Raw genomic sequence first — 14,931 nt, forward strand, 5'->3', positions numbered from 1 at the left:
GTCGATGCCGCCACGGCCGCGGCCCTGATCCGGCACGATGACACCGTGGCGATGAGCGGCTTCACCGGCTCCGGCTATCCCAAAGCGGTGCCGCAGGCGCTGGCGGCGCAGATCGAACAGGCGCACGCACGCGGCGAGGCCTTCCAGATCAAGCTGCTGACCGGTGCCTCCACCGCCCCCGAGCTGGACGGCGCGCTGGCGCAGGCCGACGCGCTGGCGATGCGGATGCCGTTCCAGAGCGACCCGAATGCGCGCAAGCGGATCAATGCCGGCCATCTGGATTATCTGGACATCCACCTCTCGCACGTGGCCCAGCATGTCTGGTTTGGTTTCTACAACCAGATCGACACCGCGGTGGTCGAGGTCTCGGCCATTCTCGAAGACGGCAGCCTGGTGCCCACCACCTCGATCGGCAACAACAAGACCTGGCTCGACCTTGCTAAGAAGGTCATCATCGAAGTGAACCAATGGCAGTCGCCGGACATGCTGGGCATGCACGACATTTATTACGGCACCGCGCTGCCGCCGCAGCGCCTGCCGATCCCGATGACCCGTGGCGATGAGCGCATCGGCCAGACCACCCTGCGCTGCGACCCCGACAAGATCGCCGCGGTGGTGCTCACCGACGCGCCAGACCGCAACAGCCCGTTCAACCCGCCGGATGCCGATAGCACGCGGATTGCGGAACTCTTGATCGAGTTCCTGCAGCACGAAGTCGCGCGCGGCCGCCTGCCAGCCAGCCTGCTGCCGCTGCAGTCGGGCGTGGGCAATATTCCCAATGCGGTGCTGGCCGGGCTTGGCCGCAGCGGCTTCAAGGATCTGGAGGCCTATACCGAAGTCATCCAGGACGGCATGCTCGACCTGCTCAAGTCCGGCGTGCTGCGCTATGCCTCGTGCACCGGCTTTGCGCTCAGCCCGGCAGCGAACGAGGAGTTTCGCCAACACCTAGACTTCTACCGCGAGCGCATCGTGCTGCGTCCGCAGGAGATCTCCAACCATCCGGAGCTGGTGCGGCGGCTGGGCTGTATCGGCATGAACGGGATGATCGAAGCCGATCTGTACGGCAATATCAATTCCACCCATGTGATGGGCTCAAGCATTATGAATGGCATCGGCGGCAGCGGCGACTTCGCCCGCAACGGCTTCCTGTCGATCTTCCTCAGCCCGTCCACCGCCAAGGGCGGCAGCATCTCGGCGATCGTGCCGATGGTCAGCCACGTCGACCATACCGAACACGACGTGGCGGTGATCGTCACCGAGCAGGGCCTGGCCGACCTGCGCGGGCTGTCGCCCAAGCAGCGCGCGCGGCAGGTGATCGCCCGCTGCGCGCACCCGGACTACCGCGATGCGCTGCAGGAGTATTTCAAGCGCGCCTGCCGCGACAGCTACGGCAAGCACACCCCGCACCTGCTCACCGAAGCGCTGGCCTGGCACCAGCGCTGGCTGGACACCGGGACGATGCGGGGCAGTTAATTTAGAAGTTGTTGTCGCCGTCGAGCAGGCGGCCGATGCCGCCCAGCATCGAGCCTTCGCCGCGGTTCTGGCCGCCCCCCTGCGGCGCCGCCGCCAGCATGCGTCCAGCCAGACGCGAGAACGGCAGCGATTGCAGCCACACCTTACCCGGCCCGGTGAGTGTGGCTAGGAACACGCCTTCGCCACCAAAGAACATGCTCTTGAGACCCGACACGGCGCGCACATCCATGCTCACGCTGGCGTGATAGCCCACCACGCAGCCGGTATCCACATCAATCCGCTCGCCTGCCGCGAGTTCACGTTCCACCACGCAGCCACCGGCGTGGATGAAGACCCAGCCGTCGCCCTCGAGCTTCTGCATGATGAAGCCCTCGCCGCCGAACAAGCCGGTGAGAATCTTGCGCTGGAAGGCAATGCCCAGCGACACCCCACGCGCACCAGCAAGGAAGCTGTCTTTCTGGCAGATGATCTGGCCGCCGTGTTCATCCAGCTTCATTGCCAGCACCGTCCCCGGATACGGTGCCGCAAAGGCCACCTTGGCCTTGCCACTGCCGCCGTGGGTGAACACCGTGGTGAACAGACTCTCGCCGGTAATCAAGCGTTTGCCCGCACCCAGCAGCTTGCCCATCAGCCCGCCGCCCGCGCCATCTTTAGAGCCGTCGCCAAACACGGTATCCATCTGCACCGCGGCGTCTTTGAACATCAGCGCACCCGCTTCGGCAATCGCGCTTTCGCCCGGATCCAGCTCGATTTCGACGAACTGCATTTCTTGGCCCACGATACGGAAGTCGATTTCATCGGCACGACCTTTGCCCGCATTGCGCGGCGGCGGCGGCGGATTACCAGCCACCGGCTCACTTGGCGAATCGCCCGTCAGTTCAGAAATATTTCGCACCGGCAGCCAATCGCCCATGCCTTCCTTCCACGCCAGCAACGCAGAATTTTTCGCCGCTTCAAGACGCGCCGCACCTGCGTCCATCGGCCCTAAACGCGTATTGGTTGCAGAATTGTGCAAATACCACTGGCTCATGGCGAACTCCTTTCATGCGTCATTGACGGGGGAGGCAAGCATATGCGAATGATGGCCAGCCGCAAGATGTTTGGTTTTAATTTCTCACACAGCCAAATCGAGTGGAAGATCAGAAATATCTTTAAGCCGTTTGCCGTTCACCATCACCGCAAGCATGTCGGCGGCATCACTCATCCCTAACGTTTCTACCGCTTTCTGTAGCTCGTATAAAGCAAAGTGGTAGACGCAGTCGATGTCCCCCGTCCCTAGAGCAATGGAAGCCAAACGGCTCGGTGTTGGTTCTGCTGTTACAACCGCGATATGTGGCAAACGCCCTTTCCGATTGCGCACCAAATTGAGCGCTTCTGAGCGTGCGTTTTGAGCGCGATCGCTTCGGATCGTCCACTTACATGAAATGCTCGCATGCAGCAGTGGCAGCCCACCATTTTGTTTTCGCAAGCTAGCTTGCATAGCCACGTCATTATCAATCAGCCATAAAGCAGCATTGATTTCGTCGTCACTTTCGGGCTCACGTGCAACCACGATATCAGGTGTGATTGTGTAGTCGCTGCCCAGCGCCGCAGCAAGCTCAGCATCACCTTTAGCCGCACGATCCAAGGCCACCAAATGCGCGTACTGCTCGTAACGTGCGATCTCAAGCCTGTTTCTTCCAGTCACTTGATGCACATCCCACTTACCGGGGCGAAGATGCCCAAGCTTGAGAAATGTTTCTCGCACAAAATCAGCGCAGATACTTTCGAACTGATTGCCCGATGTCTGTCCCGCGATCCGTTCACCTACCGTTTCTGCTTTGAGTTGCTCTGCAATTTCTTTTGCAATCGCCTTGCTCGCCGTATTGCTACCATCGGCGTTACTTACAACACCGGTGCTACTGACCGTCAAGGTTGAATCCAATAACGATGTATGGAACGCCCTGCGTGCTGCTAAGAATGCTGAAGAGTTGATCATCAGGCCGCCTTGAAAATACGTTTTGTTGATAACGCAGCAAAGATCTGTCGAGCTACAGCTGCAGCAACCGGCGGTGGGAATGCGTTACCAATCTGGCGATAGACAGCTGTTTTTCGACCTGAAAATTGCCATGCATCAGGAAAACCCTGAATCCGTGCTGTCATGCGCGGCGTTAGGCGCGGCATACCAACAAAATCCCGCGGTGGTGCTTCATCCCACAGGCCCATCCCATCTACTCCTAACGCTGCCCATGCTCGCTTGGCACGCGTTGGCCCCAAATCCGGGCCACCATGTTTTTTTGAGCCCCCGACAAGGGTAGGTGCAATCGCATTGGCCCCCTCGCGCCAGCGATCCACCCCCCTCCAATCATTGACTTTCATCAAATCATGCAACAGATCCCCTACAGTGAGTGGCTCTGTCTTAAGTGCCTCCGGCCACGAAAAACCCGCAGCTAGCTCTTTGCGAATCCCCACAAACACTACCCGCGGACGCAGCTGGGAAACACCATAATCTGAGGCATTAAGCAGCTTCCATCCCGGTACATAGCCCATCTTTTTGAGTTGCTTCTCAACCTTGTTTCGATAGTCATCAAATACCGCATCCAGCAAGCCCCGCACATTTTCCAGCATGACGGCTTGAGGGCGGCACTCATCTACAAGACGAATTGCTTCCGGGAACAAATCACGCTCATCATTTTCTCCAAGCTGTTTGCCAGCCTTGGAAAAGGGTGGACATGGAACGCCTCCGGCCACGAGATCAATGCCTTTATATGGCCGTCCGTTGAAATGACGTAAATCACCCTCCACCACGTTCCACGCCGGGCGATTGAGGCGCAATGTGGCACACGCCGCAGCCTCTAGTTCTACCAATACAGCGTGATTGAAGCCCGCCATTTCCAAGCCAAGCCCTTGCCCACCGGCGCCAGCACACATTTCAAGCGAACTCAACATGGACAAAATTCCACACAATGGTTTTTGGATTGCATAATCAACTAATAACGCACCTACATCTCGTGCCGATATTCTAGTGTTTCCGTTCGGCCGAAGTGCATCTCCGCAGCCAACCGCCACGCCACCCCCGACACACGGCTAGCGTGGCGCATCAGCGCGGTGGTGAGAACATCGGCATTGGCGGCCAGATGCAGGCCACGGCGGGCGCGGGTGATGCCGGTGTAGAGCAATTCTCGCGACAGCACGCGGGCGTCTTGCTGCGGAAGCTGCAGATAGACTTCATCGAACTCGCTGCCCTGCGCTTTGTGCACAGTCATTGCAAATGCGGATTCATGCGCGGGCAATGCCGCCGGATGAAAGCGGCGCACGCCGTCTTCGCCACCACTAAACCAAACGCAGGGCGCGCCCGTGGCATCGGGTAGGCAGATGCCCACATCACCATTGAACAGGCCGTGGCGATAGCTGTTTTCAACAACCAAGAGCAGCCGCCCGGGGAACCATGCAGGCGCGCTGCCAAGACGCGCACCGGATAGCTTCGCTTCGATGCGTGCATTGAGATTGCGGCTACCCTGCGGGCCTTCACGCAACGCGGTAAGCAGGCGCATCCGGTTGGTTTCGCGCAGGGCTGTCCGCGGATCATCGAACGTGGCCAGCGCACGCCAATGCTCCAATAATTGCGGATACGCCAACAGCGGATCATTGGCTTCTTCGTGGAAATATACGCCCGCTAACTCATCACTGCGTAGCAGTGCCAACGCGGTAGCGCTATCACCCTGACGCACTGCTTCCGCTAGCGGTGCCAGCTGCAGTGACTCTCCCTGCCGCCAACTGTGCTGCAGCTGCACGCGATGGCCATGCAGCGGGCATGTATCGTTGCTTTCTGCGGCAAGAATGGCCGCCAGCACATCACCCGCCTCCACCGAAGGCAATTGATCGGCATCGCCAAGCAGTATCAGCTGACATCCTTCCGCCACCGCTTCGGTGAGCTTGCTCATTAATGGAAGATCGACCATCGAAGCCTCATCTACCACGATGATGTCGAACGGCAGCGGATTGCTGGCGTGATGGCGAAACTGCGGCGTATCGGGGATGACGCCCAGCAGCCGGTGCAAGGTGCTAGCGCGCTCCGGAAGCTGAGCCAATACGCTGCTATCAACCCCTTGTTCTGCCATCTGCAAAGCCGCACGCTGCAGGCTTTCTGCCATACGATCGGCAGCGCGGCCGGTGGGTGCGGCCAGTGCGATGCGCAGTGGCGCCGCTTTCGCGTGCACCGCTTGTGCGATGCGCAGCACGAGGAGCTTGGCAATCGTGGTGGTCTTGCCGGTACCGGGGCCGCCGGTAAGCAATAACAGCGTTTTGCGCAGTGCGAGCTCGGCCGCACAGGCCTGCAGATCACCGTGTTGCGCATTAGGAAAGAGCTGTGCAAATAGCCCTGCAACGGCCCCAGCCTCTTGCTCGGGCAGCGCTGAGGCCAACTGACGCAACCTCTGTGCGAGACGGTATTCGTATTCCCGATAGCGGCGCAGATAGAGCAGGCCTTTTTCCAACACCAATGGCGCGGGCAGGCTTGTGCTGTTTTCTAAGGGTGTGACGACAAGTGGCGAACTGGCCAGTTCCTGTGCCCAAGCCTGCGCGCCCGGCCAAGCGAGCGCCGCCTCAACCAGCATTTGCGGCTGCGCCAGATCAAAACCGGCGTGGCCTTGTGAAACCGCTAGTGAGGCCAGTGCCGCCGCTGCGAGCACGGCATCGGAGGCAGTGTCGTCAAGCCGTTTCAAGCTTTGCGTGAGCGCCACGTCGAGTGGGCGCAATGCGCCCTGTTGTTGCAAGCCGCGCAACAGGCTCATAGAGGTGCTCCTTCGCCTGTGCCAAACAGTGCATCAAGTGCATGAATAAGATCTGGCGCAAAGCACTGCGCGTGAATGCCGTGGCTGTTACCCGCGCCCGCGTCGATGCCGCGGCAGAACAGGTAGCGAATGCCGCCGAAGTCACGCGCGTAGTCATAGCCTTCGCCCAGCCGGAAGCACAGCCAGCGGTGCAAGGCGAGGGTGTAGATCAGTGCCTGCAGGTCATATTCACTATGCGCCATTGCGGCCTGCATCGCAGCGGCGTCATAGGCGGGGAGGCGGTTGGATTTGTAGTCGAGCACGTACCACTTACCGGCGTGGAAATAGGTGAGATCGATAAGCCCTGTCATTAGCCCTTCTAGCTGCGTGCGCAGGCCAAAGCGATCGCGTTCGCTCACTATGCCGTGGGCATGCAGCAGCTGCAGCAAGGCCTCTACGCGTGTGGGCTGCAGTGTGAATTGAAACTCGATTTCAGCACGATATTCGCCCGGCTCCAGATCACACAGACGCGTACCTTCCGGCAGTGCTGCAGTAAGGGTATGCCCTATCAGTTGCGTACATAGCGCCACGCCATCATCAATAAGTTCACTGGCATAGCCTTCGCTACGCAGTGCAGCGGTAATGACCTCGCGCTGCGCAAGCGATGGCGCATCGCCTGTATGCCATGCCTGCCAGCTGGCAAAATCCGTATTTTCGAAAGCCGCATGCAGTGCTACACCAAAGCGATTACCAGAAAAGCGTGGATCGGTCGCTGTTTCAACCTCTTGCGTGCCTTCTGTTTCGTCTCGCCCACCACTGGCCGGAACCGTAGCGACGCTACGCGATAGCGCTACGCCTCCGGTGTCGGAGCTGGCTAATTGGCTGAAGCTATATACCCACCAATCGCTACGCGGCTGGTGCGCACTATGCCGCGCAGGTGGTGGTTCGGCTTCGGCCTCCGGCGGCAGCCATGCGGCGCCGTTCTCCACAGCAGCGGTGTCGATTACGATGGCTTCGTTTTGCGCCCACCCTTTTTGCGTGCCTAATAGCCGCGCCAACGCCGTTCTTGAGTACCCGCTGAAATCACCATAAGCCAGCCACAACGCATGCCGCGCGCGGGTGAGACCCACATAAAGTAGGCGCGCATCTTCGGCCTGCTGTTGCAAAACCCATGCATCTTTAGCGGTTTCCCACTGCGCCTCAGGAATCTCAATCTTCCAATGCAGGCGACGCCCACGCGCGTGATCGTGTACTTCACAGTTCCGTTTTGGGGTAGGTGCTTTGCCACTGATCCCCACAAACGGCAAATAGACCAGTGGATATTCCAAACCTTTGCTTTTATGCAATGTCACGATTTGCACGCGATGCGCATCCGACTCTAGGCGCAGGAGTTGGGCCTCATCATCACGGTCTGCGCTGCTAATGGCTTGCTCTAACCAATCCACCAGCCCGTGTAAGCCCAGCGCGATGGACTGCGCTTCCTGCAGCGCTTCCGCCAGCTGCAGATAGTTGGAAAGGCGTCGCTCACCGTCTTGCAGGCCAAGCAGTCGCTCGCCTTGCTGCGCGCACAGCGCACCGATTAAAGCCAGTGGCCCTCCGCGCTGCAGACGCTCGCGCCAATGCATCAGCTGTTGCTGCCATGCATGCAGTGCGGCGCCTTCGGTATCGAGCGCGGCGATCGCCTGTGCATCTAGCCCCAGCAAGACACTGGCCAGCGCGCCGCGCAGGCGCATATCGTCGCCCACATTCAGCACGGCCTGTAGGAGCTGGTGCAGCTCACGCGCCTCCTGCGTTGCAAACAAACTTTGCTTGCCCGCCGCCACCGCCGCAATACCGCGTTGCGCAAGTGCTTGCTGAATCAGCAGGGCTTCGCTATGTGTGCGCACCAGCACTGCGATATCCCCAGGTCGGACAGGCCTACCTTCGATTAACGCCCGTTGTTCGCGCGCATCACGTAACACCGCATGGATCGCCTCTGCACAGGCGGCAGTGGCTTGCATGCGCGAGTCTGCTGCGTTGTAGCTTGTTGGCGCGCCATGTTTATCAACCTCCCCTGTAACCGCCTTCCACAGGGTCATCGCCGCGGCCGGTTCGCCGTTGCGCAAATAAGATGCGTCGCCACGTTTGCCGCCTGACTCTACTTCAATAAAGTTGATATCGGCATCAACAAAGGGGTTCTCTGCATGTTGATACAGCGCTGCGATCGCCTTCAGTACAGCAGGGCGCGAACGAAAGTTTTGCCGCAGCTCGGGTGCTTTATCCGCCTTTTTGGCCGCCGCAAGATAGGTCTGCACATCACCGCCGCGGAAGCTATAAATCGCTTGCTTGGGGTCACCGATAAGGAACAGTGCGGGCGCGCCGCTCGCACGGCCAAAGACGCGTTCAAAAATATCCCACTGCCGCGCATCGGTGTCTTGGAACTCATCCACCAGCGCAATGGCATATTGCTCGCGCAGGCTTCGCATCAGCGCCTCTGCTTCCGCACCACGCGTGTTGGAAAGCGCTACGGCCACCCCATCAATTAGGTCATCAAAGGTAAAGACCGTTTGCTGCTGTTTAAGCTGCGTTAGTCGCGTTCGTACCGCGTCGCGCAGGGTGTGCAGAAGGTTGGCCTGCCGCTGCGCTTGCGCAGCATCCAAGACGCTCCATGCGTGCAGATAGTTTTCTATTTCATGGGTGATGGGCGACGTTGGTACGTTGTTCTTGAACTTTGAATTCGTTCCTTTCTCCAGCGCCACTGCCGTGAGTTTGACGAGCTTTTCATGTGTGGATGTGCTGGCGGTTTCACCCTGTTGCGCAAATGCCTCTAGCCAACCGCGTAGGTCTTCTAACCAATCAAGCCTGTAGCTATTACCGTTGAGACGTTTACTCTCAACCGCTGCTTTTAGCTCGCTAAAAAACACCTCTCCATGTGCAGACCACTGCGCCTTGAGTTCTTTGGCTGCTTTTTGCAGAGCACGCTGCGCGCTTTCGCATGCCGTCTCTGCCGCTGGCGGCAACAGTGGCACCGGTGAGCAAAGCAGCCGCAGGTCTTTTGCGAGCGCATCGGGTGCATTCCACAGTTTGAGTAAATCGTCGGCTGACTCCTCGTGTTGTGCATAGGTGCGCCACAGATCTGCGGCCAGTTGTGCGTAGAGTGCGTGGGTATTGGTGAGCAGTTCGTTCGCTTCAAACCCGGCGCCGGCTTCTAGTGCGTGTTCGCGCAGAACGCGCGTGCAGAAACCGTGGATGGTGAAGATCGCGGCAAGATCGGTTTCTAGTACCGCCTGCCGCAGCCTGCGCTGCAGAGCGTCTTTGGTTTCTGTTCCTGTTTCGAGATAGGTGTCAATCACTTCCCGACACAGGCTAAGCTCGGCCGAATCATCCTCATGCGCTTTTGCCCCCATAACCGCACAAGCGAGCTGTAGGCGCTCACGAATACGCTTACGCAATTCTTGTGTCGCCGCGTCGGTAAAGGTAACGGTAAGTATTTGACCAATGCGCAGCTGCCGTTCCACCACCAGCCGTAGCACCAGCGTGGCAAGGGTGAAGGTTTTGCCGGTGCCTGCACTGGCTTCAATTAGTTGTACGCCATTAAGCGGCACATCAAGAAACGGTGGACGCTCACTCATGCGGCGTCCTCCGTGTCTTCGCGTTCTGGCAAGCTACTCGCATCGATATCAATCGCAGCGGGCTTCGCGTCTTTTACCGCGCCAAAAATCACCCCGCTAACACGCGCAAACTCGGAGGTGATTGCTACGTCGCTAAAGATATCGAGCCCGCGCAGTGCTAGCTGCAGGGCTTCGTTCTTGCCTTCCGCAAAACTCCACTCATTTCCTCGCCATTTCTTGGCGGCGGCGCTCAATCCCTTTTTAATGTCATCGCGTTGGTGGTACAACAACCAGCCGCTGTACGGTGCAAACGGCAACGGCTGCTGCAGGCCCTCTTTGCGTAGGGCAAGCAGCGCACGCAGAGCCTCTATCGCCTGTGCTTTTTCGACATAAGGCCGCGGGTGCGGGCCTGCACCCTGTTCTTTGTGGTCATGAAATTCAAAAAACGGCAGCGCGCACTCTGCGGCGCTGGCAAGCAGCCAGTCCAGCCCGTTGCGCAGTACCGATGGCCCGTTCGGCTCGCCGCAGCGCAGGCGGGCGATCCCTTGCGGATACACCTCTTTCAGCACGCCGCGCAGCTGCAGTCCGTCGATCTCTAGCTCAAGCGCCAGCGTGTCCGCCTGTGCCGCACCGCACCATGTGGCAAATGCCTTGGCATAAGGCGTGACCTTGTCAATTTCCTGCTCCAGCGCGCGCAGCCCCACCGGGCCGGAAGGCAGCATGGCGCGCGCGCGTAGTTGGCGCAGCAGCTGGTGCTGGTCTTCCCCTGCCACAAGGGCATTCAGCACATGCTTCTGCAGATCATGGTGGTCTAAACCACTACCCGTGCCTGCAAGAAGTTCGATGTCTTCACCCTCTGCGTTAATGTCACTCAACCTCAGCCCTAGGCGCTGGCGCAAAAATGCTTCGCTTGGTGATTTAAAGAAGCGCTGCAGCGTGTCGAGCGTTAGCGTGGGCTCTTCCGTTGGTGGCTGTGTAGGTAATGTGGTGTGCAGCGGCATCCACGGCGCGAGCCGTTGGCGTGCTTCTGCTTGTTGCCGCGCTGCGGCCTGCCACGCGGCGCGATAGCTGAAACGGCGTGGGTCTTGGCCATCGCCAAACATGGTTTTAGAAAACGGTTGCAGCGGGTGGGTAAGCACCATGTCTTGCGCCACGCTGCATTGATGGTAGGTATCCACGCTGGCTAATAGCTCCGACACCAAGGCCGACGGCTCGCGCACGCTGCCATCGCGCGGGTGTGCGCCTAGCCAGCTGAGATAGAACACGTCATGCGCGGATGACAGCAACTGCAGGAATAAAAAACGATCGTCGTCACGGGTGCTGCGGTCACCGATGCGGCGCTGCGTCGTGCCTAATTCTGCGGTGAGACGATTCAGCCCGGCGGCGGGGTCGCGGCGCGGAAACTCGCCATCATTCATTCCCAACAGACAAATGACGCGGAACGGCAGCAGCCGCATCGGCACCATGCGGGCAAAACTGACACCGCCGGTGAGCAGCGGCGCACGGGTGTCGGCTTCACCCAGCACGCTGGAAAAGTGCGTGCGTATAACGTCGATCGGCAACGACACGGCGACCCCCGCCTGCGCGGCCTGCTGCGCAAAATCGTCGATCAGTGTGCGCAGCCGCTCCAGCGCCCGCTGCGCAGCGGCATTACTTGGTGACTGCGGCAGCAGTGCATCGAGCAGACCAAGCAGGCGCTCGCGCCAGCGCACTGGGGTAAGTGTTTCGCGTAGTAGCTGCTCGTGGCGGGCAAGTTCGCGCAGCAAAGACAGCAGACGGTCGAGCGCGTTCAACGCGCTGCCTTCCAGCTGCGGCCAAGGCGCAACCACCGTGCCGCTTCCCATCTCAAGCGCCTCTTCGCTGCCGCTGGCCATTCCCAGCAGCAGCCGATCCAGCGCAAATTGCCAAGTAAACGCTGCATCCGCTGGCGCACCACTGCGCGCTCGGTGCGCGGCGTCCAGCCCCCAGCGAGCGCCTGCCGCATGCAGCCATGTGTGCAGCCGGGTGAAGTCGGCTTCTTCTAGGCCTGCGGCTTCGGCCAAGGCCGGGCTGGCCAGCAGGTCGAGTATTTCATTTAACCCAAAGCGCGCCACTGGTAGCGCCAGCAGGCGCAGAAACACCGCTGCTAATGGCTCGTCGTGCAATGGGCTGGCGTCGGCCAAGGCATAGGGGATGCGCATTTCCCCTTCGCTGCCACCGAATACGGCATCCAAATACGGCGCGTATTGGTCGATGTCAGGGGCCAGCACCGCGATCTCGCGTGGCTGCAGCGGTGGGTCAAAGCGCCGCCCTTCCTCCGACTGTGGATCGAGCATGGCGCGCAGGCGGTCGTGCAGCACCTGCAGTTCGCGCAGGCGGGTATGGCAGGCGTGGAACTGCAGGCTGGGATCGGTTTTGTCCACCTCCGCTCGGTGCTGTGTCGGGCTTGGGCGGCGATGAAACAGGTCGGACTGCAGCTGACGCAGCAGGCTACCCGCGAAACCATCCTGCGTTTCGGCGGGATCCGCGAAACTCTCGATTTCGCCGGATGGATGCACGACCTCATAACCGCCAAGCAGCGCCATGAAGTCCTTTCCTGCCGCGCCCCAGTCACGCAGCAGTGGGTTTTCTTCCTCCGCATCGGCGCGGCGCGTCTGTAGGTCACCCCAATAGCTGCGTGCGGGCGAGGGTAGGTAAAAATGCAGGGTGCCCACCCGCGCTTGGGTTGCCAGCACGCGCAGCACGTCGGGTGATATATTGAGTGTGGCGAATACAAAAAGCCGTTTGGGCAGCCCCTGCGGCAGTGCATCGCCCTTGGCATAGCGCGCAAGGTAGTCGCCAATGCGCTTGGCTCGATGCGAGGTGCCTGCACTGACGGCGCGCCACAAGATCGCCTGCGGGTCTTCCGGATCGGCACCGCCATCCCAGCGCAGCAGCCAGTCGCGCCGCCACGCCGAATACTTATTGAAGATATTGGCCAGCTCACCGGCCAGCGCCCAGCGCCGCACGGGGTCGCCGCCTTCAAGATAATGGGCCATCGCCGCCAGCGCCGGTTGGGCCAGCAGCGCGGTATCGCCCAAGGCTTCATAAAGCCGCCAGTGCAGCCCTTCCACCGCAAGATCATCGGCACTTTTGCCCAAATTGGCCTCAAGCGCTTGGGTGACGAATTCACCTGGGGTGAGAAATTTCAGGTTCGCCGCAACCCCGTATTTTTTCGCCAACGTCGCCTGCAGCCAGCGCCGCATCGCCACCTGCGGGATCAAAATGGTGTCCGGCTCCAGTAGTGGGCGGCCCTCAACGGGCTGGCGCAGCGCCTCAGCCAACAGCTCAGCCAGCAGATCGAGGGCGTTGGATTGGTAGAGGCGAAAGTCGGAGTGCGTGCTCATGTCCGCGTGATTGTGCCGCATGCGCGTCGCACAGGGTGAGACGCAGCATTCCACCGCACACGGTGCGCGCGTCTGCATTTTTTCTGCAGATGCGGGATAATTACTGCACCCGCGAGTTTATTCACTTCGCTGCGGTTCAGCCGGTTTTACGCATGCTTAACCTGCCTGACACTTCGTAACGCCCTATTTAAAGACTCTTGTCGATTTCCCTATGACCGCTCCTCACGCCGCCGCTGTGTGTATGTCGTCTGTCCGCATTGTTCGCAGCGGGCGCACGATTTTGCATAATTTGGATCTCACGATCCCACAAGGCAGCATGACCGCCGTGCTGGGGCCGTCGGGTACGGGTAAATCCACCCTGCTGGCCGCTATTACCGGCGAGCTGGTGCCTGCGTCTGGGCGCGTGGATGTGTTTGGGCAAACCGTGCCCACCAGCACACGCGGCCTGCTGGAGATGCGCAAGAAGCTCGGCGTGCTACTGCAGGGCAATGGCCTGCTTACCGACCTGACCGTAGCCGAAAATGTGGCGCTACCGCTGCACGCGCATTCCAAACTCAGCGCCGCCGACATTCAGGCGCGTGTACAGGCCAAATTGGCGGCGGTGGGGCTATCCGATGCGGCCGATCTGTATCCCCGCCAGCTCTCCGGCGGCATGGCCAGACGCGCAGCATTGGCGCGCGCCATTGCACTGGACCCGCCGCTGCTGCTGTGCGATGAGCCGCTCACCGGTCTTGATCCCATTGCATCGGGCGTCATCATGCGCCTGCTGCGTGAGCTGAATCAGTCGCTGGGGCTTACCTGCATCGTGGTAAGCCACCATGTGCGCGAAACCCTGCCGGTCTGCGACCAGGTGGTGGTGATCGCACAGGGCGGCATTGCGTTTGAAGGCGCGCCCACGCAGTTAGAAGCAAGCGAAGACCCACTGCTGCGCCAGTTCTTGCGCGGCGAGCCAGACGGCCCATTAGGGTTTGAAGGCCAACACGCTGCACGGAGCGCCGCATAATGCCTATCGCCGCCAATCTTCAAGCGCTGGGACGCGCCGGGCTGTTTGCCCTTTCGGTGCTGCGCTCATCCAAACCGACACTCGATTTCTTCGCCGAACTCACCAAAGAAATTTATAAAATCGGCGCGCGTTCGCTGCCGATTATCGTGGTGGGCGGTGCGTTTGTTGGCCTAGTGCTCACCTTGCAGGGCTACCGCACACTGACCACGTTCGGCGCCTCCGACGCGCTTTCCACCCTGCTTGGGTTATCGCTCTATCGCGAACTTGGCCCAGTGCTCACCGCACTCCTCTTTATTGGCCGCGCCGGTAGCTCGATCTCGGCCGAACTGGGGCTGATGCGCGCCACCGATCAGATCAAAGCGCTCGAACTGATGGCGATCGACCCCATCGCCAAGGCCGTTGCACCACGGTTTTGGGCGGCCATTGTGTGCGTACCCCTGCTCACCGGCTTCTTCTGCTCGCTGGCGATTTCAGCCAGTTGGTTTGAAGCCGTCAAAGTGCTGGGTATTGATAACGGCACGTTCTGGTCGGCCCTGCAAAACAGTGTGGATGCATGGGACGACTTCGGCGTTGCGCTTTTGAAGTCGGCGGTATTTGGCGGCACTGCGGCGCTGATCGCGGCCTATGCCGGGTTCAATGCCGAACCCACCATCGAAGGCACCTCCGTGGCCACCACCCGTGCGGTGGTGAATGCCTCACTGCTGGTGCTTATGCTGAATTTTGTGATGTCGGCTCTGCTGTTTAATTAA

General features: G+C 60.1%; 9 protein-coding genes. 3 read left to right on the forward strand and 6 right to left on the reverse strand.

Translation table 11 applies throughout. The annotated features are described in order from the left end of the window. A partial coding sequence (locus tag KUL77_RS02370) for an acetyl-CoA hydrolase/transferase family protein (protein WP_297143109.1) occupies nucleotides 1-1,473 on the forward strand: 1,473 nt, incomplete at its 5' end. 1 nt (nucleotide 1,474) lies between these two features. Here the strand turns inward: KUL77_RS02370 and KUL77_RS02375 are convergent. The 6 genes from KUL77_RS02375 to recC all read right to left on the reverse strand — a co-directional run bounded on the left by KUL77_RS02375 (nucleotide 1,475) and on the right by recC (nucleotide 13,179). After that, nucleotides 1,475-2,503 (reverse strand): AIM24 family protein, encoded by a 1,029-nt coding sequence (locus KUL77_RS02375; protein ID WP_297143112.1) that lies wholly within the window; start codon nucleotides 2,501-2,503, stop codon nucleotides 1,475-1,477. Between the two features lie 84 nt (nucleotides 2,504-2,587). Continuing rightward, the gene (locus tag KUL77_RS02380) at nucleotides 2,588-3,451 is read right to left on the reverse strand and encodes an NgoMIV family type II restriction endonuclease (protein WP_297143115.1); all 864 of its coding nucleotides are present in this window, start codon (nucleotides 3,449-3,451) and stop codon (nucleotides 2,588-2,590) included. Continuing rightward, on the reverse strand, nucleotides 3,451-4,401 hold the full coding sequence (locus KUL77_RS02385; RefSeq protein WP_297143117.1) for a DNA cytosine methyltransferase: 951 nt from the start codon (nucleotides 4,399-4,401) through the stop codon (nucleotides 3,451-3,453). The genes KUL77_RS02380 and KUL77_RS02385 overlap by 1 nt, the downstream gene beginning before the upstream one ends. A gap of 53 nt (nucleotides 4,402-4,454) precedes the next feature. Then, entirely contained in the window at nucleotides 4,455-6,245 is a 1,791-nt protein-coding gene (gene recD, locus KUL77_RS02390; RefSeq protein WP_297143120.1) for an exodeoxyribonuclease V subunit alpha, read from the reverse strand. Continuing rightward, nucleotides 6,242-9,835, reverse strand: coding sequence for an exodeoxyribonuclease V subunit beta (recB, locus tag KUL77_RS02395; RefSeq protein ID WP_297143122.1), 3,594 nt, complete (start codon nucleotides 9,833-9,835; stop codon nucleotides 6,242-6,244). Before recB ends, recD begins: the two co-directional genes overlap by 4 nt. Further along, nucleotides 9,832-13,179 carry an exodeoxyribonuclease V subunit gamma gene (gene recC / locus KUL77_RS02400; RefSeq protein ID WP_297143124.1) on the reverse strand — a complete coding sequence of 1,116 codons (3,348 nt, stop codon included), beginning with the start codon at nucleotides 13,177-13,179 and terminating at the stop codon, nucleotides 9,832-9,834. The genes recB and recC overlap by 4 nt, the downstream gene beginning before the upstream one ends. 211 nt (nucleotides 13,180-13,390) lie before the next feature. Here recC and KUL77_RS02405 point away from each other — a divergent pair, with 211 nt between their 5' ends. Both KUL77_RS02405 and KUL77_RS02410 read left to right on the forward strand, forming a co-directional pair. After that, on the forward strand, nucleotides 13,391-14,182 hold the full coding sequence (locus KUL77_RS02405) for an ATP-binding cassette domain-containing protein (protein ID WP_297143127.1): 792 nt from the start codon (nucleotides 13,391-13,393) through the stop codon (nucleotides 14,180-14,182). Next, a complete protein-coding gene (locus tag KUL77_RS02410) occupies nucleotides 14,182-14,931 on the forward strand; it encodes an MlaE family lipid ABC transporter permease subunit (protein WP_297143131.1) in 750 nt (249 codons plus the stop codon). Before KUL77_RS02405 ends, KUL77_RS02410 begins: the two co-directional genes overlap by 1 nt.

The organism is Thermomonas sp. (genome assembly GCF_019104945.1).
Taxonomy (GTDB): Bacteria; Pseudomonadota; Gammaproteobacteria; order Xanthomonadales; family Xanthomonadaceae; genus Thermomonas.